This window comes from Paenibacillus sp. LC231, assembly GCF_001860525.1.
In the GTDB taxonomy this organism is placed as follows: domain Bacteria; phylum Bacillota; class Bacilli; order Paenibacillales; family Paenibacillaceae; genus Paenibacillus_AQ.
This window is the reverse complement of the sequence record NZ_JFOM01000002.1, coordinates 17,114-39,918: the sequence shown is the minus strand read 5'-3', so window position 1 is coordinate 39,918 and position 22,805 is coordinate 17,114. Positions and strand designations below refer to the sequence as shown.

Sequence of the window (22,805 nt, the reverse complement as noted above, 5' to 3'; positions counted from 1 at the left end):
ATCCAGCGGTTAATAAATGGAGAAGTCTGCCAAACCGCTGGATTAATCCCATTATAACGCAAAGTTTTCCGAGGAGCATCGTTACGTGGTCTGGCAGCTCGCTACGTCTGAGGAACGAGACGGGACTCTTTTTTCGCAGAAGCCCGTACATATTCCCGGCATCCCCTCGTCAGCCCGCATATCTGCAGCAAGATTCCATATAAATGATAAGAACCATGTTTTTAATAACGAAGGGGGGATTCTCGTGCACCAAGACGAGATCGCGGAACTGGAACGTTCCATTGCAGAGATTACCGAGATCGCTACAGGCTTTGGCCTTGATTTTTACCCTATGCGATATGAGATCTGCCCGGCAGACATCATATATACTTTCGGCGCATACGGCATGCCTACCCGGTTCAGCCACTGGAGCTTCGGAAAAACCTTCAATAAAATGAAGATGCAGTACGACTTCGGCCTTAGCAAAATCTACGAGCTCGTGATCAACTCCAATCCATGTTATGCGTTTCTTCTGGACGGCAACTCCCTGATTCAAAATAAACTCATTGTGGCCCATGTCCTTGCACACTGCGATTTCTTTAAAAACAACGCCCGTTTCTCCGTCTCCAATCGTAATATGGTTGAAAGCATGTCGGCTACTGCCGAACGCATCTCCCGTTACGAGATTGAGCACGGCACGGAGGCGGTGGAGCAGTTTATCGACGCTGTACTGGCGATTCAAGAGCATGTGGATCCGCATATCATAAGACCGGATAAACTCGATAAGCAGCGGTACAATGCACGGCGGGTGCTGGAGCGTAAGGAGGAAGCCAAACGGCAAAAGCCTCCTGGCCGGTACGATGATTTGTGGGATATGGATGATGACGGCGAAGACAAAGCCGATAAATCACCGGCAGCACTCAAACGCTTCCCGCCCGAGCCGGAGAAAGACATCATGTGGTTCATTCAGGAGCACTCCGATATTCTGGAGGATTGGCAGCGGGACATTATGAGTATGCTGCGCGAGGAGATGCTGTACTTCTGGCCGCAGATGGAAACCAAAATCATGAACGAGGGCTGGGCTTCTTACTGGCATCAGCGCATTCTGCGGGAGATGGACCTGACTAGCGAGGAAACGGTGGAATTCGCCAAGCTCAATGCCTCGGTCGTGCAGCCGTCGCGCCACAGCCTGAATCCCTACTACCTGGGTCTGAAAATCTTCGAGGATATCGAACGCCGCTGGGATCGGGAGAAGATGTTTGATGTGCGCGAATACGACTCCGATATTTCCTTCCTGCGCAATTATTTAACGAAGGAACTCGTGGAGGACCTGGACCTCTATGTCTTCGAGAAAAAAGGGCCGGAGTGGAAAATCACCGACAAGGCGTGGGAAAATATCCGCGACCAGCTGGTCGTCTCCCGCGTAAACGGCGGCTCGCCGTTTCTCGTGGTAACCGATGGCGATCATCTTCGCTCCGGTGAGCTGATGATCAAGCATCTGTACGAGGGCGTTGAGCTTGACCTGAAATATATGGAGCGCACCATCCCCTATGTTTACCGGCTCTGGGGCAAACCCGTGCATCTGCACAGCATGATCGAGGGCAAACCGATCCTGTTCTCCTACGACGGCAAGAAGCTCCATCGGCGATTTATTTAGCAACGCAGCGCTTGAAGGCCAATATGGCGCCATAGAGCAGCAGCACCCGCGCTGGGGGATTCCTCCATGCGCGGGTGCTGCTGTTGTTTAGGGATATCCTTAATCTGTTTCCTTCTTGGATCCCTGTTATACACTTACCTTCTGGGATATGGCTCCCTCTTGGACATCGTGCTTCTGAACATCATATTCATGCTGAAGTGATTCCAAATCATCGGCCAGCTTTTCCATCATTTTCACAAAAGCAGCCAATTCCTGCGAGCTTGCCGCCTGATTTCGTGCGTTCAAGGATGTTTTCTCTGATTCCTGCTCTACAAGACCCAGCTTGCGAATAATGCCGCTGACCTTGTCCTGAATCTCGTCCATCGCCTTCTTGGAATGGGTGGCCAGCTTTCGAACTTCCCCGGCAACCACCTCGAAGCCTCTGCCTAATTCCCCGGCATGAGCTGCCTCAATCGCCGCATTCAGACCGAGCAAGTGGCTCTGATCCGAGATTTCCCTGATCAAACTTCCCATCTGCTCAATATGCAGAATTTCTTCACCCAGCTCGGAAGTCAGCATATGCGCTTTATCCTGTGCTTCCGCTGTTTTGATCGCATTGTCTGCCATTAACGCCGCGCTTTGATCCAGCTCCACGATCATGGCCGTCAATTCTTGAACCGCATTTGTAATCGCTTCCAACATTCTTTGTTGATCCGATACCAAATTGTTGATCTTCTCTTTCTCTTTCATTTCGTAAGCTTCCAGAACGAGCTGGGAATCCAAATTAAACATCTTGCTCAGCGCGTGCACCACTTGGATCCACTGATCCGGTACGATTTGCTTCAGTAAGTCGGTAGCGATATCCAGATAAACCATGTAGCTTCCAAGGTAATAATCCGTTTTCAGGCCGATTCTGGAGTGAACTTGTCCGATCTTAATCCGTTCGGCAATATAAGTTTCATCCACTCTTCCTGCCGCAAGGGACATCCAGTATACCCGCTGGGTCTCCTTAAGCCGTTCCACGGTCGAGGTGCGCTCGATAATCTGCATCAAGTGCGGCTGCGTCCCGATCTGCGCGTAAAACCGGTTAACGACCTCTTCAACCACCTTCGCAAACACGTCGCGATGATTGGCCAGCAGCTCCAGCCCTTGTTCATCCAATCCGATATACTCCAACTGTTGGCGTCTTTTCGGGGAAACATCAATCATTTCGATAACTCCACTCCTAAATAGCGTGATCCATATCACAGGTTCAAGTACTTAGGGTCCATTATAGACTATATTTACCATACAGACATAATGCTAAAGTCCTAATTGTGTGTATATTTGCACTGATCAACAGGCCATTTCATCCCAAAGCATGAGAAACCACCCTAACTTTACAGGTGGTTTCTCATGGCATTCCGTTATTCTATCCGATATTATCGATTCAACAGACTGCCCACATAACGCAGCAGCTCGTTCGCGCATACCGGGCAGTACCCATGCTCCTCGATCAGTCTGGAGCTAACCTCGTTGATCCGTTTTAACTGCACGGCATCCGGCGTTTTCGTCGAGGTTGTAATCTTGACGATATCCTTCAGGTCGGTGAACAGCTTCTTCTCAATCGCCTCGCGCAGGCGCTCATGATTGTGATATTCGAACTTTTTGCCCTTTCGGGAATAAGCCGAGATGCGAATCATGATCTCCTCCCGGAAAGCCTTCTTTGCGTTTTCCGAGACGCCGATCTGCTCCTCGATCGAACGCATCAGTCTTTCGTCCGGATCCATCTCCTCATCGGTTAACGGATCGCGGATTTTCGTCCAGTTGCAGAATGCTTCGATGTTATCCAAATAATTCTCGAACAGCGTCTTGGCAGACTCCTCGAAGGAATACACAAAGGCCTTCTGGACTTCCTTCTTGGCCAGATCGTCATACTCCTTGCGAGCGGCGGCAATGAAATTCAGATAACGTTCCCGCTCCTCCTTGGCAATGGACGCATGCTGATCCAGCCCATCCTTGATCGCCCGCAGCATATCCAGCGCGTTAATGCACTGAAGATCCTGCTTAATCAAAGCACTGGATATCCGGTTGATGACATAACGCGGATCGATGCCGGACATGCCTTCCTCCAGATATTCGTTCTGCATTTCTTTCAGGTCCGCTTCTTTATACCCTTCGACTTCTACCCCGTCGTACATGCGCATCTTCTTGATCAGATCCATGCCCTGCTTCTTCGTTTCCTTCAGACGCGTCAAGACGGAGAATATCGCGGCAGAACGAAGTGCGTGCGGCGCGATATGGATATGCTTCATATCGCTTTGGCCGATCAGCTTCGAGTAGATTTTCTCCTCGTCGCTGACTCGCAGGTTATACGGAATCGGCATAACAATCATCCGGGATTGCAGCGCCTCGTTTTTCTTATTGGCGATAAATGCTTTATACTCGGATTCGTTGGTGTGAGCCACGATCAGCTCATCCGCGCTAATCAGCGCAAACCGGCCGGCTTTAAAGTTCCCCTCCTGGGTCAAGGAGAGCAAATTCCACAGAAACTTTTCATCGCATTTCAGCATCTCCTGGAATTCCATCAAACCGCGGTTCGCCTTGTTTAACTCACCGTCAAAGCGATAGGCCCGCGGATCCGATTCCGAACCGTATTCCGTAATGGTGGAGAAATCGATGCTGCCGGTTAAATCGGCAATGTCCTGCGACTTGGGATCGGACGGACTGAATGTACCGATGCCGACGCGGTTCTCCTCGGAGATTAATACCCGCTCGACTTCGACTTGTTCGATATCTCCGCCGTATTCGGTCTTAAGGCGAAGCTGGCAAGCCGGGCACAAATTGCCCTCGATTCGGACGCCAAGCTCCTTCTCGATTTCCGGTCTGAGCTCCAGCGGAATCAGATGCAGCGGCTCTTCCTGCATTGGGCAGCCGGAGATCGCGTATACAGCTCCCCGATCGGTACGGGAATGCTTCTCCAGGCCACGCTTCAGCAGCGTGACCAGCGTGGATTTCCCGCCGCTGACAGGCCCCATAAGCAGCAGTATGCGTTTGCGCACATCCAGCCTGCGGGCCGCGGAATGGAAATATTCTTCAACGAGTTTCTCGACAGCTCGGTCGAGACCGAAGATTTCCTGTTCAAAAAACTTATATTTTTTCTGGCCCCCGCTCTCTTCGAAACCGTAGGATTCGATCATGTCATATACACGGGCATGTGCCGTCATGGCTGGAGAGGGATCCTTCTTAAGTATTTCAATGTATTCCCTGAATGTGCCGCTCCACGCCAAACGGTCGCCTTCTGCCCGATACGATGCTATGCGTTCGAAAATATCCATTTCGCTACCTCCTATGAGTCTGTTTATGGGGATTGGCTTCCATTCCACAGCGTCATTAGAAAACATTCCATTTTCGAAAAAGTGTATTACATACCTATGCGACTTGCTTGGAATAGTTGACCTTATTTTCGAAGTCATGCGCATGCAATTTTATCTAACCACCGGTCCATTCTACACTCGGGTACGCCATGCGAGCCGTCCCCATGCTATACTGAAATTACATTAACTTGACATTAAAGCATCTTTCGAATAAAGGAGAGTCATCATGGCGATAAAGCATGAAGCCGAGCTGTACGCTCCCCTGAAGGCCTTTTTTGAACTAAACGGTTATGAAGTGAAGGGTGAAGTACGCAATTGTGATCTTGTCGGCATGAAAGAGGGCGCCGATGAGCCGCTGATCGTGGAGCTGAAAAAAACATTCAATCTGGCGCTTCTGCTCCAGGGCATCGAGCGGTTAAAGCTGACCCCCTACGTTTACCTTGCCGTCGAGAAGAGCCGGGCGAAGAAAGGAGCCGTCAATCAGCGCTGGGCGGAGCTGACGGGGCTCTGCGGACGTTTGGGACTAGGACTCATTACGGTCACCTTCTACAAAACCAAAGCGCCCTTCGTCGAGGTGCTCTGTGAGCCGGAGATAGCTGTACAGAAGGGACGGACCGCCATCAGGCGCAAGGAGCGCCTGTTATATGAATTTCGGGAGCGCAGCGGTGATTACAACACGGGCGGGGTGACGAGAGCCAAGCTGGTTACCGCTTATCGCGAGAAGACGCTGCGCGTTGCTGCTGCCATGAATGCGGCGGAAGTGGAGCAGCGAAGCTCGCGCGAACTGCAGGAGGGGCATGAGCTTCAAGAAGTCACACCAGCGGCGCTGCCCGGTATTTCACCCGCGGCTGTGCGGGATCGAAGCGGCGTGGGATCGGCGGCTGATATTCTGCAGCGCAATTACTACGGCTGGTTCCGTCGGGTAAGCCGCGGTCGCTACGTGTTGACACCGGCTGGCGTACAGGCTCTGGCAGACTATGCTTCCGTATTGAAATCATAGATTCCGCATGTAGAACTCCGAACAAGTACATATTCGCCCATGAAAAAAAGCTGCTGATTCTATTCCGAACCTGAAATCAGGCTCAATCAGCAGCTTTGCTATGTTATACACGATTTGCATAAAGAAACCTTCCATGTCTAATTCCGGGCTGTAAATTCCATCACGGCTTCGCTGATGAGATTCATGCCGAGCAGCAGCTCATCCCGCCCTGGATGCGTAAAATTCAGCCGGATACACTCACGGGTACGATCGGCCGCCGAGCACATCGAGCCTGGCAGGAAAGCGGCTCCTTTTAATAGAGCGGCTCTTAGGAGCGCATCCCCATTCAAGCCCGGAGGCAGCTGTACCCAGAGAAACATTCCCCCGGGAGGCACCGCATACTTCGAATCCTTCCACGCGCTGCGTTTCAGCAGCTCCACCATCAGCTTGAGCCTCGTTGCGTATTCCCGATTGAGCATGCCGATATGGTCCTCCAGCTTGAAATGCTTCGATTCCAGCAGATGGTGCAGCATCCGCTGGTTCAGCATGCTGGATTGCCAGTCGGCCATCTGCTTCACGGCCGTCATCATCTCAATCAAGCGCCGGTTCCCGGCAGCCCATCCCGTACGCAGCGCCGGTGCTACCGTCTTACTGAACGAGCCCACATACAGAACATGTCCTCCCTGCGGCTCCTCTAGTGAGAAGATGGAAGGAATTCGGGGCTTCGGATTCTTGGCGTCCGCAAAATAAAGATCGCCGTAAGAATCGTCCTCCACGATAAGAAGTCCATGCGAGATACACAGCTCCAGCACCTGCTGACGCCGCTCCAAGCTCCACATCACGCCTGTCGGATTGGTAAAGTTGGGCGCAGCCATAAGCAGCTTCGGCTTGTGCTGCCGGATCATGGCCTCCAGGTGCTCTGGCAGCATCCCGTCTTGATCTCCCTCCACTGGCACGATGACGGCACCTTGGAGACGCAGCACCTGGAGCAGTCCCGGTGAGGTGGGGTTCTCCACCAGCACCGGATCGCCCGGGTCCACATACACCCTGACCAGCAAATCGATGGCCTGCTGCGTGCCCGTGGTCAGCAGAATATGCTGCGGCTGGACGCTCAGGCCTTTACGGCGGGAAAAGTCCTCGCTCAGCCACTCGCGCAGCGGTCCATAACCTTCGGCCTCACCGTACTGCAAGGCGAGCGGGTCCTCGGAGAGCACCGAGGTCGCCGCTTCTGCCAGTGAATGCAAAGGAAATAATTCTTCGGCCGGCAGCTCTTCCGCCAAGGAAATAAAAGAATCCCGCTTCGCAAGTTCCCTGATATCGCGCAGCGGGGATGACAAAAGGGTCTGTGCACGGGAAGCAAAGGAATACTGCATGGAAGTCCCTCCTCTAACCGTTATCAAAACCTCGGTTTTGTATTCAGGAGCCTCTTAACAACCTCTAAAAGGTATTCCTGATATGTATATATTATACCTTAATCCTGCATTAGGCATATATTTGCCTGCCTTGACGGGTATACAGCGCATACTTCTCGATCGCCTGTGCACGGGTGGATACCCCGAGCTTCACGTAGATTTTACGAAGGTAATTGTCAATCGAGCGGCGGCTCACCTGAATTTCCATGGCGATTTTGTCGTATGTAATGCCCTGGACAATCCGTTCCATTATAAAAGCCTCCGTCTCGGAGAGCTGGAGTCCGCCTTCGTTCATTGCAGAGGCCGTTAATGGCCAGATGCCTTGCCTTACCCAGTCGAGCGGCAGCGAAGCAACGCCAACCCGGAGTCCGGTAATCATATGTATGAGCTGAAATGTGGATGCCTGCTTGGACAACAGGCCGCTTGCGCCGCGGCTGATCAAGGATTGCAGTAAAGGAAGGCCATCATTGTCAGTCATAATGACGACATGGGTCTTCGGGGACAGCTGCTTCATCTGCTCCAATACGGCTTCCGAGGTATGTTCCGACAAATGATAATCCAATAGTACCAAGTCAGGAAGCAAATCCCCGACCATGCGAAGCCCTTCTGAATCCGAGGATGTCATTCCCTCAACGAGCAGATCCTGCTGCTCTTCCAAAATCAATTTTGTTCCCAGCATGCTTGTAGGTTGACTGCCGACGATAACTACCCGCCAAACCTGATTCATTTTCTAATAGACCTCCTGTATCAACAAACTTGAATCTCTAGTATCTCTATTAAGTAAGCGCCGTCAATTTCTTACATAACCGGTATTGCGAATCTTCGTTGTTTGCAGATATGGATAGGCGCAATTTAGAGCCGTTATACGTATAGAAATTAGGTTAATTAATCCTATAGGCGCAGGGCCTTTGACGGTATGCATGGCGAATGTCTTATATGTATCCTATTTGATAATCAAATCTATACAGATTGTATCCCACTCTATCTTTCTAGGCAATCTATTTTTCATAAAAACAAGTGCTATTGGTTCGTCTTTGCGAAAGTAATTCTGACATGTTAGAATGAAATTTGGAAAAAATGATAGTTTTTGAGGGGTGATGAAATGCCAATGTTGGAGCAGGAACACAATACCCCCTATAAATCCCGTGAGGAAGTGCAGCAAAAGGGGCCATCCACCAAATGGTTCTGGGTATTTTGGATTGTTCTCATCGGGCTGGGTACCACCGCAGCCTACCTATATAGCAATCACTTGAAGGAGCAAGTTGTGGTGCAGCTGCAGCAGGATACGCGCCAGGAAATGGCGTCATTCAAAGCAGAGTACGACCAAAGGTTTAACGAGCTGGTTCAGGAAATGGACGAAATGCAGAGCAAGGTTCAGTCGTTTAATGAGCTGCTGACCTTTACCAAGGATCAGGCTAGCGGCAAAACGGACAACAGCAACAAGCTGTACAGTCAACTAAGCCAAGTTGAGAAACAGCTGAAAGAGCTGGAACGCAAGATGGAGCTGCTGAAGTGAGAAAACTGAAGTATATCCGTCCCAAGCAGTTAAACCGTACGTTTATGCTGGCCATTGCGCCTTTTATCGGAATGCTGCTGTGTATGTGGTTAATCACGGAACCGCCGCGTCTGTCGCACGACACCGCCGAGTACATACCATCCGGCAGCATATCGGAACAATCAGCCGTGATCAAACAGGATTTGGATCAAGCCGCCGTCTCTGCGGAACAGACGATATCCTCCATTGAAAAAACGGCCAAGCTCTATCGGCAGACGACGGCCACAGTAGGAACCATTCTGCAAACAGCGGAATCGCAAGCCGCGCGCCCGGAGCAAATCTATAATCGACGGATCACAACCAAATTGGGTGTCCCTATTGAAACGGTCAACAGTGACCGGATTCGAATCGAATTGTACAAGATCAATCCGGGCACCTATCACGGCTATGCGATGAAGGTCAAACTGAAGGATCCTTCCGCGATGAAGATGTCGCTTGGCAGCGAAAGCGGCAGACCCGGGTCCGTCGAAACCACCATGCGTGCCGTAAGCCGGCATGGTGCGGTCGCGGGGATTAATGCCGGTGGATACGCTGACGGGAACGGGGGCAGACATCCACTGAGCACGACCTATTATGATGGCAAATACGTCTCGGGGTTTCAACCGAGCTTTAAGGATCTTGCCTTTGTCGGCATGAGCAAATCCGGCAAGCTGATCGGTGGCAAGTTCTACAGCCAGAGCGAGCTTGACCGGCTCGATCCCATGTTCGGTGCTACCTTTGTCCCCGTGCTGCTCCAAAATGGCAGCAAAACGACAATTCCCGAGAAATGGAGAACGACCCCCGGCCGGGCACCGCGTACCGTCATCGGCAACTACAAGGACGATCAGCTGCTCATCCTGGTTACCGAAGGATATGATGAGAAGGGCAAATCGGGAGCCACGCTGCAAGAGCTGCAAAACAAGCTTAAAAAGCTGGGCGTGATCGATGCTTATAATCTGGATGGCGGCGGGTCCGCATCCCTAATCCTAAACGGCCGCGTCGTGAACAAACCGTCGGACGGAAGTCTGCGCCCGGTACCTACCCACTTCTTATTTTTCAAATAATGGAACCGGCTTGATATTCTCATTTATTTTTTTGCCCAAGGTGGTTATAATAAAGAGTAGCTTAGCAGGAGGTGGCAAGGATGTCTTTCTCATTAACATTTTGGATCGTCATGCTCGTATTCGCCCTTTATATGGTTGGCATTTGGACCGCGTCATACAATGATGATAAAACCAAAGGCCTGTAAGGCGTCTCCCTCGTATATCGGGGGAGTTTTATTTTTTTGAGGGACAAAAAAGGCACCGCTCATTAGCGATGCGCAGAAGGTAATTCATTTGAGGTACTAGGCATGTTTCGGAAGCTGCTGCATTTCGGACATGCATTGTGAACAGATATAGCGCTCTTTAAACTCGCTTACTCCGTCCATAGAACCACAGAAGACGCATTTCGGACGATAGCGTTCCAATATAATATGGTCCCCCTGTACAAGAATTTCTACGGGATCCCCCTCGTTCATTTGATATCTCTTGCGTAGAGACTTAGGCAGAACGATTCTCCCCAGCTGATCCACTTTACGAACAACACCAGCAGGTTTCATAACGATTGTACACCTCTTTCATTTTCAACAAGTGATTTCTGACACCACAGTTCAGAACTGATAACAAGGGCCTAGTATAATAGTTCGATAAAAAGTTGTCGAATCCTGCTGGAAATTAAGAATTTCTTAGTTTTTTTCAATATCAACTAGGTATACTGGATGATATTCCCCAAAAAACTCAAAGTTTTGCAGAACTTATTCCATGCCCGGGAAATCCAATTGACGCAGTGCTTCATATACCATAATCGCTGCAGAGTTGGATAAATTCAAAGAACGCACCTTATCCGTCATCGGCATGCGAATACAATGGTCGCTATTCGCGGCCAATAGCTCCGGGGGCAATCCCTTGGTTTCTTTGCCAAACACCAGAAAATCCCCGTCTTGATAATCAATGTCCATATAACGCTTGGTTGCCTTCGTCGTGGCGTAGAAATAGCGTCCTTCCGGATAAAGTGCCTGCAGCTCCTCAAAGGAATCATGATATTCAATATGTACGGCATACCAGTAATCCAGCCCGGCCCGTTTCAAGGTTTTGTCATCTGTATTAAAGCCGAGCGGACGGACCAGGTGCAGATGTGTGCCGGTTGCGGCGCAAGTTCTGGCGATATTGCCCGTATTGGCTGGAATTTCCGGTTCGACTAGTACGATGTGTAATGCCATGTTGATAAGTCCACCTTTTCTTCTGTTTTATTTTTATTATAACCGATTCCTTCCCGATTTCCCGGGATATCCAGAAATAACCTTCCGCGTAAATCGGCGGAAGGTTATCATGGTGTAATCTTGTATGATATTAGCTGTGACTGTTCTTAAACTGCTGCATGAATTCTACGAGCGCCTGAGCGCTCTCGTACGGAACGGCGTTATAGACCGAAGCCCGCAAACCCCCGACGCTGCGATGACCCTTCAGGCCGACAAAGCCTGCTTGCTCCGAAGCCTTCACGAATTCCTTCTCCAGCTCTTCGGAGGCAAGACGGAAGGTAATGTTCATATCGGAACGCACCTCTGCATTCACGCAGCCGCGGTAGAAGCCTTCGCTGTGATCGATGGCATCATAGATGAGTGCGGCTTTCTGGCGGTTCATCTCTTGAACGCCTTGCAGGCCGCCCTTCTCCTCAATCCACTTCAGCACTTCGTTGATCATATAGATGCCGAATGACGGCGGCGTATTGTACAGCGAGTTATTTTTCAAATACGTATTGTATCGGAGCATAGTTGGCAGATGTTTAGGAGAATCTGTAATCATATCCTCTCTAACGATCACAACCGCAACGCCGGACGGCCCCAGGTTCTTCTGGGCACCCGCATAAACCATGGCGAATTGGTTCAAATCGAACGGACGGCTGAGGATATCACTCGACATATCACAGATAAGCGGCACCGAGTCGGTATCAGGGAATTCCTTAAACTGCGTGCCTTCAATCGTTTCATTGGACGTAAGATGGAGATAAGCTGCACGATCCGACAGCTGGATGTCCTTAAGGCTAGGCAGAGCCATGTACTTGCTCTCCTCGGAAGAGGCCGCCACATGAGTTTCGCCAATCAGCTTGGCTTCTTTAATTGCCTTGTCAGACCAGCTTCCCGTCATTACATAGTTCGCAACCTGGCCTTGTCCCAGGAAGTTCATCGGAATCATCGCAAATTGTGTGCTTGCACCGCCCTGGATGAACAACACCTTGTAGCCGGATGGATTCCCCAGCAGGGACAGCAAGCGCTCCTGCGCTTCGTTATGAACGGCTTCATACACAGCACCGCGATGCGACATTTCCATGATCGACATGCCGGTATCCCCGTAATTGACGAATTCGGCCTGGGCGCGCTCCAACACTTCAAGCGGCAATGCAGCAGGTCCTGCGTTAAAATTGTATGCTCTCTTGCTCAAAAGACTCTCCACCCTTTCTCTACTATGAATGCTAATTAACGCTAATCATAGCAACAATCCCATAGACCTTCAAGTGTAATTATTCACATCAAATTGTCCGGCTACCAACAGAAGAATTGATACTTTCTGCTCCAGATTCTCTTTTCTCCGGGAGCCAGGCTCAGTTGAATAAACACTTCCGGCGAGATGACATGGCCCATCCCCCACAGAGCCATATACGCGACCGGAAAATCACTGATCTCCCTTACTCCCGCCCTGCTGGCAGTGTGCGTTAGCTCCCATGAATAGGAATAATCGCTGCCGTTGAAGCCTTGTATTTTTCCGTAAAAAGGCTTGTTCGGTCTAACGTTCCAGCCTATCTCGCAATCCTGAACGGACAGCAGACCCGAAGTATAGTCCGATTCGACCTCCGTAAAACGGACAGGGACCGGTAACTTCAGCTTATACTCGGGTCCTACCGGCTCCTCATTAATCCCTATGAAATTATGAATGTACTCCTCTGTATCTATCCTTTGGCTTCCTTCATTGGAAAGCTCATAATCTATCGATAAGGCTGCGTTCTGAATCGAGATTTTCTTAACGAGCTTTGCCGCATACCCCTTGACGGTCCTAGGATGAATCGTATAGGTGAGACTCACGTCATCCGAAGTCATATCGACATCGAACGGTTCTACCGGATACGTATACTGAAAGTGATACGGGTCCTCGCTGACCCGCTTGAGAAGACCTACTCCTAATTTAGGGAACCCTTCTCCTATTTCGGCCTCTGCATACCCCATCCCCTCATGCAGTCCAAACTCGTTGCACATTCCAGACCCGCCCCGAGGGGTAAACCCCTCCGCAAACTCATGAACACAGAATGTGTGACCGCTCTCTGTCAATTTGACCTGGGTTATAAAGCCGGTCCGGTCAAAACGCGTGCCTTGATAACGGCCGATTTCCGCAATATCAACTTCCAATTGTCCGTTTGCTAATTGATGTCCCAAAACAATCGCTCCATTCATGATGAAGAAGCCCCGGCCGAATTGCCTGCCAGGGCTTCCGAAATATTGTATGCTCGTGTGTCAGGCAAGCTCGACAAGAATCCGTTGACACTCGTCATCGGATAACGCGGACAGCAAGCTGCGATCCAGTTCGGCAGACTCCTGCTTCTGACTGCGCAGCTGAATCTTCTCGCCGTTCAGCGTAACCGATTGGATCGTATAGCTTCCGTAATCCAGCCGCTTCGGATTGCTGTATACAATCTGAAGCTCTTTACCCGCAAACCGCGTATGCACAACGGCAGTACCGTCGGCTCCGAACTGCGAAGGCCTGAGCTTCGGCTCCAGGAGCAGATGTCCCCAATTTCCTTTTACTCCAAAAACCTCGGTCAGCATAGTGAGCAAAAGCCAGCTTGCCGACCCGGTAAGATAGGGATACATCCCTCTCCCCTTCTCGTTGATGTACTCGGGAATACCCGGATACATGCGGCTGCGTTCAAAGTCATTGCTTAAATCGTAAATCGATTGTAATACCTCGTATCCCTCTCGAACAAAACCTCTCTTATAGAGAGCGTTAGCGTACATGACGCTCATATGGCTGAACATGGCTCCATTCTCTTTATGGCCGAATGCGAACCCGAATGCCCTCCCGAGGTTTTGCTGAATCTCGCCAAAGTTCGAATTCAGACGATAGCCAATGCTCGGATCTTTTAAATACCGATCAACCGCCTTCGTTATTTGCCCTACCTGTTCATTGTCCGCTATTCCGCCCATAATAGCAAAGACCTGGCCAGTGAGCGTCATCCGGACGCCAAGGCGATGATCACCTTCCACGCGCTCTCCATCGTTATTGTAGTAACCGTTAAACCACGAATATCCTTCTTGGCTCGTCATCCATTCTTTGTCGCGCAAATGCCGGATGATCCAGTCGGCTTTCCGTTTCAAGTCCTGCACAACATCCGCCACGCTAAACTTTCGTTTGTTTCCGGTCACGGAGACTTTAACAGACTCATAATACTGATGAAGCAGCCCCAGTTTCTCCTGCACATCGTCGTATGAGACGGGAGCCGTTAGCGAATCGAGCAGCACGGTCATTTCCTCTGCTATTTCAATTAACTCCACGCCTTCGCTGTCCCGCCATGCCAGCAGCAGATCGCCAAGCTGCATCAAATTGCTTGCATAGAACGCAGTAAAGGCTACGCTCTCGCCTCGATCCGGGGCAAGATCAAGACCATCATTCCAATCTGCCCCCTCAAGCTTGATGTTATTGTGTTCCCCTACATTAAAGAACGGAACCAGATTCTGCAGCAGCATATGCTCCAGTATCGTACCTTCATATACCTTACCGTCCACGGTTAAGAGTTGATTCCCGTGCTCAGGCAGCCATCCGATGTCCTTCTCCTGGCAGCGTTTCACGAATACATCGCGGAAATAGGTCTGCGGCTGCTTCAGGAAATCCAAATCCCCGCTCTGATCCATATAAAGCAGCGTGGTCATGAATGGCCAAGCACCATGATCCATCCATACGCGCGGTATGTTGTTCCGGTCAGCGATGAACTCACCGGGCTTCGTCCCGATAATCGTTGCATTGCTTCCGTCAATCCGTACACCCGCGTAATTATTAAGCAGCAGATACCGTACCTCGGACGGTTCCATGATCATTAATGCCAGGCAGTCCTGCCACAGATCGCGCCATCCTCGACCTCCGCGCCCGTAGTCATGATAAGGTAGGAACGAGTTGCCGTATAAGCGGCGCAATATCGGCTGCAGGGTCACCCATTTCATCCACAGGTCCTGCTGCTGATCACCGGTCTGGAAGGATACGGTATTCAGTTTATCATTCCAATAGGCTTCATTCTGCGCAAGCAGCTCATCAAAGCGTCTCTCCGATAAATACGTTTCGGTAAGTCTTCCAATCTCTGCGCGACCTTCCGAAATGACCATCGCCATAACATAAGCCTTCGATTCACCAGGCTGCAGCTGCACCCCCGCAAACCGCAGGCCTCCAATGGCCTCGTAACCCTCCAAAGAGTCTCCTGCTTGCGCGACCGCTTGCTTATTGGCAATGACCACCTCAGGCCAATCGAGCGCGCCGCCTTCCCCAATAAATTCTTCAAGCACCGGAAAATAACCGATCGGCTCCGCACCGTCCGCTTCCGCACCCAGCACACTGTAGGATACGTGATTGATGCGGTGACCCCGCTCGTCAAACGAGAGAGCAGGCTGTACTTCAATCCCTTTACGATGGACAAAGATCCGGTGAAGAAGGGATGTCACATGGCGATGGTCCCGCAGGTCGTCTGCCGAACGGCCATACAGCGGGATCGCCGCGGTAGGGGTCAGTTTTAGCGTCTGCTCACCTACGTTGATCAGCTTCACTTTCATTAATTCGACCTGGTCATCCGTTACCGGAACGAAACTCGTTACTTCCGCTTGCAGTCCGGCCTCCCCATTAATCCTCGTCAGCTTATGCCATAAAAACCCGGCTTCCAACTGGCTTTCTTCTTCCTCGTTCATAAACCGGCTTGCATTCTGCTTGGCTGAATTGCCGGTTACGGACCATGCACCATGCCCGTCAACATGCACCCAAAAGTTACGCGCGGACTTGGAATTGTGAAGATCCTCCACCGAAACAGGCGGCATGAAAAACGTATTATGACTGCTGGTCATTTCACCGTGAAGATTCGGCGTGACGGCCGACATCATGCCGGCCTCATTCACTAAAGGAAAATATAAATAATTATGATGTTCGGGATGACTTATCTTAAAGACACCCCGGTTCCCCTCAAACTTCCATCCTGTTGATTTCATATCGCGATTTCTTCCCCTCTATGCCTTAGGATTTGACGGCTCCCGCCAGCGCCCCGTCCACCAGATATTTCTGTATGAACGTGTACAGAATGATCAACGGTGCGGCTACGATCGTAATTCCGCATGCAAGCAGCGGCCAGTTATTCCCGTATTGCCCCCTGAATTCCTTCAGGCCGAACGTAATGGGATAATTGGACGGACTCGGGAGATACATGATCGGGCCGACAAAATCATTCCAGATTCCGATCGCGGTCAGAATGACGCCCGTTGCGATAACCGGCTTCATCAGCGGCAGGATGATCTGGAACAGGTAACGGATATAACCGGAACCATCCATCCCTGCGGCCTCATCCAAATCGCGGCTAATCGACTTGATGTAGCCGACAAACATCATGAACACAACGCCCGTTCCCGTCGTTTTCAGCAAGATATAACCGAGCTTGGTATCATACCCGAAGAACGATACGCTCTCCTTGAAAGACAGCATGAGTTTATACTGGGCCACCATCGGATTCGGAAGAAACTGGGACAGCAAAAAGAACATATAAATAAAGCCGCTCCACATCACATATCCGCGCGCTACCGGAAACGCCGCAAACAACGACACGATGATGGTCAGCAGCGTCGCCGCTACCGTATATATCAAGCTGTTCGCAAAATAACCGGCGAAATTGCCTTCAGACCATGCTTGCGTGTAATTGCCCCATTCCATGTTCTGAACGATTCCGATCGGGTTGAGCAGATACTCGTTGAAGGATTTGAGCGATACATTGAATACAAGCAGCAGCGGAACGACATACAGAATCAGCAGCAAACCTACGACGGCGTAAGAAAGAATTTGCGTGGTTTTGGAATTTCGCATCAATACTCCACCTCTCTCTTACGCGTCTGTCTGACCGCCACCACAACAAAGAGGAGAATAATCAGGAACTGAACAACGGATAACGCTGAAGGAAGGCCCATTTCCAAACTTCCCCGGAATGTCTCTTTGTACACGTCATACGCCATCGTCCTTGTATTGAAGCGACCGTCCGTTGTCGCCAAAATGATATCAAAGGTCGACATGGCGCCAATGATGGATAACAGCATATTCACGGTGAAGGACGGTGCGATCAGGGGGAAGGTAATATGACGGAAGGACTGCCACTTGTTGGTGCCGTCAATATGCCCCGCCTCGTATAAATCTTTAGGGACCGATTGGAGCCCGGCCAGAAAGATCAGCATGGAATAGCCCATGTACATCCAAATCTGGACGAAGATAATATAGCCGAACGCATGAGTGAAGCTCCCGAAGAACATGTCCTGATAGCCGAAGAGCGCGTCGTAGAGGCGATTAACCGGTCCGTTTAACGGATCGAACATCATCCCCCAGATCAGAGCGACGACGGCTACGCCCAGAACCACCGGCAGGAAGAATACGGCACGATAGAAGTAATCGCCTTTCAGGCGCTGGTTAATGATGACGGCGATAAACAGAGCGACCCCGTTCTGCACGATCGTAACAACGAACATAAAGATCAGGGTGTTTACGATGGAACGCCACCGTTCTCCTGAGTTCCCCGAGAAAAATAATTCCTTATAATTATCCAGCCCGACAAATTGGTACGTGCTGCCCGGGAGGTTCTTGACATCGGTAAAGGAATAAATGACCGTCAGGATCGATGGTCCAAAATAAAAGACGATGTAAAGCGCCATCGGTATCAGCAGCAGCAATAAGGGGATGAATCGGTTAAATCCTTTTCCAAATGGATACATCTCTCTCACCTCGCAAATCCCATTTCAATAAATGTCGGGGCCTGCTGCACAGACCCCGACTACAGTATGGTTCATTCTATATAGGTCTCTTTTATAATAGAAGAAGCTTTATTTTGGAGCGGCAGCTTCCCATTCTTTTTGTTGAATGTCAGCCAGCTCTTTTGCTGTTTTGTATGGGCCGCCCGGTGCCAGGAATTCCGTATGAACGCCTTCTGCAGCCAGATGCTCGCCAATATTTTGACGGTTAATCATCATGATTTCGTACGCCAATTCGAACTCTCCGAGATATGGAGTCAATTCATTGTCAATAAAGTCGCTCTCCGTCTGAATGTTATCCTGTGTCGGGATGAAGCCGGCAGCTTTCACGAAAGTTGTGTAATTTTCCGGCTCGGAGAAGAACTCAAGCCATTTTAGAGCCCCTTCTTTGTTCGGTCCCTTCTCGGCAGCATACCAGGTTACGTCATACTTGCCGACAAAGGAGGAATTCTTGGCTGCATCTTCCGTAGCCGGAAGCGGGAAGTAACCGAATTTCAGCTCCGGATTCGCTGCTGCGACGGTTGGAGCATCCCAAGAGCCATCAGCCAGCATCGCTGCTTTTCCTGTGGCAAAATAGGAAGGCGCCGTTGCGTAATCAATCCCCATGAATCCGTCAATCATGTAATTGTCTTGAAGCGTCTTCATTTTTTCCAATACTTCGATTGCCTCTTCATCGTTGTAAGCCGTCTCGCCTTTCCAAACGCCTTCAATCCATTTCTGCTGATCTCCGCCGCCCAGAATTTTAGCTTGCAGGGCGAAAACAGGAAGTTTCAATGGCCATACGTCTTTACCAGCAACAACAATCGGGGTAATGCCTTTGGCTTTCAGGTCATCGTTCAGCTTGATGAACTCCGACCATGTTTTCGGTACGCTCAATCCATTCTGTTCGAAGATTTCCTTATTGTAGAACAGGCCGGACATCGCAACCTTGCCCGTTGGGATAGCATACACTTTATCGTTATAAGTTCCGGCTTTTTCGATATCGTTAGCATTATAATTCTTAATGAAGGCTTGGTCGGACAAATCAGCGATCAATCCTGTATCGATCCACTGCTGCCAATCAGGCACTTTCGCACCCGGTGTCCATTCCTGCGGGGAGAGTCTCATACCCGATAAATCAGCCAAAACGTCGACGTCATTAGCGGTAATTCTCGCTCTCTGCGCCTGTTTGTATTCGTCATCAGGACCCGTAGTGGTATACTCGATCTTATACTCGGGATATTTCTCTTCAAATTTCTTGTTGATCTCTTCAACCGCTTTATTGATGTTATCTTGTTTCCAGTGTAAAATTTTGATGACCTTTTTATCACCTTTCGCAGGTGTACCTTTATCGGCCGAATCGCTGCTTCCGCAAGCCGCTAGCGAGAAAGTCAGAGCACCCGCCAAAAGTATTGCTGATAATTTCTTAATCATTTCTTTACCCCCTGAAATTAAAGTGCAATTCATTATGAAACCGGATTCATCATTTTCGCCTTTTCTCGCCCAGTACAATCTTGATGTTACGAAACATCCATTATAAATTTTCGTAATTTAGCGAAATATACCGAAAGCGGTTTCGCAAGGCCTATTATTACTCATAATTTTTTGTTTGTCAAAGCTTTTTTTCTCTTTGTCGCAATATTTCATTATTGAACATATTTCAGTATAATTCCTTTCTATCACTAGCATTGCGGCTATTCTCTTCATTGACTTACCTAGGTAAAGCAGATACACTAATTTACGAAACAGTTTCGGATATGTGCTGTATACGTTGCAACCGGATTGGTTAATACTGATCACAATGGTAGGATCGATCGACATATTTTCCGCTATCACTCTATCGGATCGTATAAAATCGTGTTCTTAAACAACATATTTCGAGCAGAAAACATGTATAGAACGGCTCTTTCTCTCCTCTACCTTACACATACAGAATATTGGCAATCATGATCAACGAAAACTTACGAAAATTATGAAGTGACATCATAAACAGAATAAGGGGCGTTTCGCATGGCGTTAAACATTAAAACAATCGCTAAAATGGCCGGGGTATCCGTATCCACCGTCTCCAAGATTATCAACAACTACAGTGATGTGTCCGAGGAAACCAAAGCACGGGTGTTGGAAATTATGAAAGAGACGGGATACACCCCTTCGAACTCCGCGAAAACATTAGCAACCAAAAAATCCAATTTAATCGGCATCATATTTGCGGGAAAGCTGAATGTCGATTTTACCCATCCTTTTTTTGTTGAAGTTCTCAATTCCTTTAAGAAGCAAATGGGGGTGCTCGGTTACGATCTGCTGTTTTTTTCGAATGAGAAATTCCAAGGGGATGACGCCGACTACCTCGGCCGATGCCGTCATTATCAGGTGGATGGCTGTGTCATTATATCCGGCGAGGAAATCGAGCCCTCCATTAAGGAGCTTGATGAGAGCGACATTCCGTGTATCGGGGTCGATATAGAACTGTTCGGCGAAATGTCGGGGCATATCATGTCCGATAATTACAAAATGTCCTCGAAGGTCGTGGAGCATTTCTATCTTCAAGGCCTTAGAGACTTGGGGTTCATCGGAGGCAGCAAGGAGTCTGAAATCTCCAACATGCGTGAGGCAGGTTATCGTAACGCCATGGAAAGCTTCGGGCTTCCGGCCCGTGCGGAATGGTTCCTGAACGGTGAAGATTTTCATGAGGCAAGTGGATATAAAGCCGTGACACGGCTGATTCAAGCGGGTTCTCTCCCCCGCGCGATCTTTGCAGCCTCCGACCAGATTGCGATTGGAGCCATCCAAGCGCTTCAGGAACACGGCCTGAATGTCCCTGACGATGTATCGATCATCGGTTGCGACGACATTGAAGCGTGCAAATATACAACTCCCAAATTAACGACGATTCGGCAAAATAAAGAGAAAATCGGCCGCCTGGCAGCGCTCATGCTCTACGACCTTATCCATAAGCAATCACCGGTGAGCTCCTTCGTCGTCGAGCCTGAGCTCATCGTCCGTGAATCTTGCGGAAGCAATACGCATAACTATGGTTACTTTTGAGAGTAAAGCTTTAGTGACGGGTATGTTTTAGCTAAGAGCAGCGCTAGTAATGCATGCCTTTGAAAATAGCCCTTGATCTCATTTGGCATGGTAATCGGCACCTAAAACCTAAACCTAGCGAGACTTATATGTGTACAAAAAAAGCCCAGGGCATCATGCCCGGGGCTTTTTAACGTTGTTTATTACAGATCGTAGTACAAGGAGTACTCGTGCGGATGAACGCGGATATTAACCGCTTTGGCTTCGGCACGCTTGAACTCGATGAAGTTCTCGAGGAATTCTTGCGTAAATACGCCGCCTTCTGTCAAGAATTCATAGTCTGCTTGAAGTGCATCCAAAGCTTCATCCAGGGAACCCGGTACGCTGCGGATTTCTTTCTTCTCGGCGTCAGACAATTCATAGATGTTTTTATCGAATGGTCCATATCCGAGTGCGGTTGGATCGATTTTGCGCTTGATACCGTCCAAGCCAGCCATCAGCATAGCGGAGAATGCAAGGTAAGGGTTCGCCGTGGAATCCGGTGTACGGAACTCGATGCGGCAGCCTTTAGGTGTTACCGCTGCAACCGGAATCCGCACTGCGGCAGAACGGTTGCCCTTCGAGAATACGAGGTTAACCGGCGCTTCATAGCCTGGTACCAGACGTTTGAAGGAGTTGGTGCTCGGATTCGTCAAAGCGATCAATGCAGGCGCATGGTACAGAATACCGCCGATATAGTGGATCGCTGTTTCGCTCAGGTTCGCATAAGCGCCTTTCTCGTAGAACAATGGGGTGTCGCCATCGAAAATGGATTGGTGAACGTGCATGCCGCTTCCGTTATCCCCAAACAATGGCTTCGGCATGAACGTAGCGGTTTTGCCATATTGGCGCGCTGTGTTATGCACGATATATTTATAGATCAACAAATTGTCAGCTGTTTTTTTCAATGTATCGAAACGGAAGTTGATTTCCGCTTGGCCGGCAGTTGCTACTTCATGGTGGTGACGCTCAACGCGAAGTCCTGCTTCATCAAGCAAACGACACATTTCGCTGCGGATGTCTTGCTGCGTATCCACAGGCGCTACTGGAACATATCCGCCCTTAACGCCAACTTTGAAGCCAAGGTTGCCGCCTTCTTCCTTACGGTTCGTATTCCAATGCGCTTCCTCGGAGTCTACGAAATAGCTGGAGCTGTTCATGGAGCTTTCATAGCGAACTTCATCAAACAGGAAGAACTCGGATTCCGGTGCAAAGAATGCCGCTGTTCCGATACCTGCCTCCTGAAGGTATTGCTCGGCACGAGTTGCGATCCCGCGCGGGTCACGCTCGTAAGCATCCCCTTCCGGAGTATAGATGTTGCTCATAATGTTAAGCGTAGGATGTGCTGTAAACGGATCGATATAGCAAGACTCCGGATCAGGCATCATAACCATATCCGATTCTTCAATGCCGCGGAATCCTGGAATAGAAGATCCATCAAATGCTACCCCGTTCACGAATGTTTCTTCGTCTACTTCTGAAGCCGGCAAGCTAATATGATGAACCCGTCCCGACAAGTCTACAAAACGAAAATCGACCCACTCAATATTGTTCTCTTTAATGGTTTGCAATACTTTCTCTACCGACATGTCTCTTCCTCCCAATTTCCGAACATTAAGACTTAAACAGCTTAACAATGTTCATAATCTTTCGATTTCTTTTCGTCATTATATGCCGGGAGATAACCTGACGTCAATACCTATGTAAGGTATTTTTGAAAACAATGTTAACTTATATGACATAGAAAACCAGTTAATGTAAACTCAGAAAAAAGACACCTGCAAGCTCTTTGCAGGTGTCTTC

General features: G+C 49.6%; 18 protein-coding genes. 5 read left to right on the top strand and 13 right to left on the bottom strand.

All coding sequences use genetic code 11. From position 1 onward, the window contains the following. The first annotated feature begins 244 nt into the window (after positions 1-244). Positions 245-1,636: a SpoVR family protein gene (locus AK95_RS00165; protein ID WP_071217880.1), complete on the top strand. Its 1,392-nt coding sequence runs from the start codon at positions 245-247 to the stop codon at positions 1,634-1,636. A gap of 126 nt (positions 1,637-1,762) precedes the next feature. On the opposite strand, the gene AK95_RS00160 is transcribed toward AK95_RS00165, so the two are convergent. Continuing rightward, positions 1,763-2,824: a globin-coupled sensor protein gene (locus AK95_RS00160; protein WP_071217879.1), complete on the bottom strand. Its 1,062-nt coding sequence runs from the start codon at positions 2,822-2,824 to the stop codon at positions 1,763-1,765. 212 nt (positions 2,825-3,036) lie between these two features. Further along, entirely contained in the window at positions 3,037-4,932 is a 1,896-nt protein-coding gene (locus tag AK95_RS00155; protein ID WP_071217878.1) for a PrkA family serine protein kinase, read from the bottom strand. 265 nt (positions 4,933-5,197) lie between these two features. Between AK95_RS00155 and AK95_RS00150 the strand changes: the two genes are divergently transcribed. Continuing rightward, positions 5,198-5,971, top strand: coding sequence for a DUF2161 family putative PD-(D/E)XK-type phosphodiesterase (locus AK95_RS00150; protein WP_071217877.1), 774 nt, complete (start codon positions 5,198-5,200; stop codon positions 5,969-5,971). Between the two features lie 137 nt (positions 5,972-6,108). Here AK95_RS00150 and AK95_RS00145 read toward each other — a convergent pair whose 3' ends face one another. Both AK95_RS00145 and AK95_RS00140 read right to left on the bottom strand, forming a co-directional pair. Further along, complete coding sequence (locus tag AK95_RS00145) at positions 6,109-7,323, bottom strand: aminotransferase-like domain-containing protein (RefSeq protein WP_071217876.1); 1,215 nt, start codon at positions 7,321-7,323, stop codon at positions 6,109-6,111. Between the two features lie 109 nt (positions 7,324-7,432). Next, positions 7,433-8,089 carry a response regulator gene (locus AK95_RS00140; RefSeq protein WP_071217875.1) on the bottom strand — a complete coding sequence of 219 codons (657 nt, stop codon included), beginning with the start codon at positions 8,087-8,089 and terminating at the stop codon, positions 7,433-7,435. A 381-nt stretch (positions 8,090-8,470) separates the two neighbouring features. Here AK95_RS00140 and AK95_RS00135 point away from each other — a divergent pair, with 381 nt between their 5' ends. Together AK95_RS00135 and AK95_RS00130 are read left to right on the top strand one after the other, a co-directional pair. Beyond that, positions 8,471-8,878, top strand: a complete 408-nt coding sequence (locus tag AK95_RS00135; protein WP_071218139.1) for a hypothetical protein — start codon at positions 8,471-8,473, stop codon at positions 8,876-8,878. Further along, positions 8,875-9,960, top strand: coding sequence for a phosphodiester glycosidase family protein (locus AK95_RS00130; protein ID WP_071217874.1), 1,086 nt, complete (start codon positions 8,875-8,877; stop codon positions 9,958-9,960). Before AK95_RS00135 ends, AK95_RS00130 begins: the two co-directional genes overlap by 4 nt. Before the next feature lie 281 nt (positions 9,961-10,241). On the opposite strand, the gene AK95_RS00125 is transcribed toward AK95_RS00130, so the two are convergent. The 8 genes from AK95_RS00125 to AK95_RS00090 all read right to left on the bottom strand — a co-directional run bounded on the left by AK95_RS00125 (position 10,242) and on the right by AK95_RS00090 (position 19,370). Next, positions 10,242-10,496, bottom strand: a complete 255-nt coding sequence (locus AK95_RS00125) for an AbrB/MazE/SpoVT family DNA-binding domain-containing protein (protein ID WP_009595823.1) — start codon at positions 10,494-10,496, stop codon at positions 10,242-10,244. Between the two features lie 195 nt (positions 10,497-10,691). Continuing rightward, complete coding sequence (gene trmL, locus AK95_RS00120; protein WP_071217873.1) at positions 10,692-11,156, bottom strand: tRNA (uridine(34)/cytosine(34)/5-carboxymethylaminomethyluridine(34)-2'-O)-methyltransferase TrmL; 465 nt, start codon at positions 11,154-11,156, stop codon at positions 10,692-10,694. Between the two features lie 130 nt (positions 11,157-11,286). Next, positions 11,287-12,375: a 3-phosphoserine/phosphohydroxythreonine transaminase gene (serC, locus tag AK95_RS00115; RefSeq protein WP_071217872.1), complete on the bottom strand. Its 1,089-nt coding sequence runs from the start codon at positions 12,373-12,375 to the stop codon at positions 11,287-11,289. A gap of 101 nt (positions 12,376-12,476) precedes the next feature. Further along, the gene (locus AK95_RS00110) at positions 12,477-13,361 is read right to left on the bottom strand and encodes a hypothetical protein (RefSeq protein WP_071218138.1); all 885 of its coding nucleotides are present in this window, start codon (positions 13,359-13,361) and stop codon (positions 12,477-12,479) included. Positions 13,362-13,439: 78 nt separating this feature from the next. Then, positions 13,440-16,166, bottom strand: coding sequence for a GH36-type glycosyl hydrolase domain-containing protein (locus tag AK95_RS00105; RefSeq protein WP_071217871.1), 2,727 nt, complete (start codon positions 16,164-16,166; stop codon positions 13,440-13,442). Between the two features lie 25 nt (positions 16,167-16,191). Beyond that, on the bottom strand, positions 16,192-17,028 hold the full coding sequence (locus AK95_RS00100) for a carbohydrate ABC transporter permease (protein WP_071217870.1): 837 nt from the start codon (positions 17,026-17,028) through the stop codon (positions 16,192-16,194). Continuing rightward, positions 17,028-17,921 carry a carbohydrate ABC transporter permease gene (locus AK95_RS00095; RefSeq protein ID WP_071217869.1) on the bottom strand — a complete coding sequence of 298 codons (894 nt, stop codon included), beginning with the start codon at positions 17,919-17,921 and terminating at the stop codon, positions 17,028-17,030. Before AK95_RS00095 ends, AK95_RS00100 begins: the two co-directional genes overlap by 1 nt. Before the next feature lie 108 nt (positions 17,922-18,029). Next, positions 18,030-19,370 carry an ABC transporter substrate-binding protein gene (locus tag AK95_RS00090; protein ID WP_071217868.1) on the bottom strand — a complete coding sequence of 447 codons (1,341 nt, stop codon included), beginning with the start codon at positions 19,368-19,370 and terminating at the stop codon, positions 18,030-18,032. Positions 19,371-19,946: 576 nt separating this feature from the next. Between AK95_RS00090 and AK95_RS00085 the strand changes: the two genes are divergently transcribed. Then, positions 19,947-20,984 (top strand): LacI family DNA-binding transcriptional regulator, encoded by a 1,038-nt coding sequence (locus tag AK95_RS00085; protein WP_071217867.1) that lies wholly within the window; start codon positions 19,947-19,949, stop codon positions 20,982-20,984. A 182-nt stretch (positions 20,985-21,166) separates the two neighbouring features. Here the strand turns inward: AK95_RS00085 and glnA are convergent, their stop codons facing one another. Beyond that, the gene (gene glnA / locus AK95_RS00080) at positions 21,167-22,591 is read right to left on the bottom strand and encodes a type I glutamate--ammonia ligase (RefSeq protein WP_071217866.1); all 1,425 of its coding nucleotides are present in this window, start codon (positions 22,589-22,591) and stop codon (positions 21,167-21,169) included. Positions 22,592-22,805 lie beyond the last annotated feature (214 nt).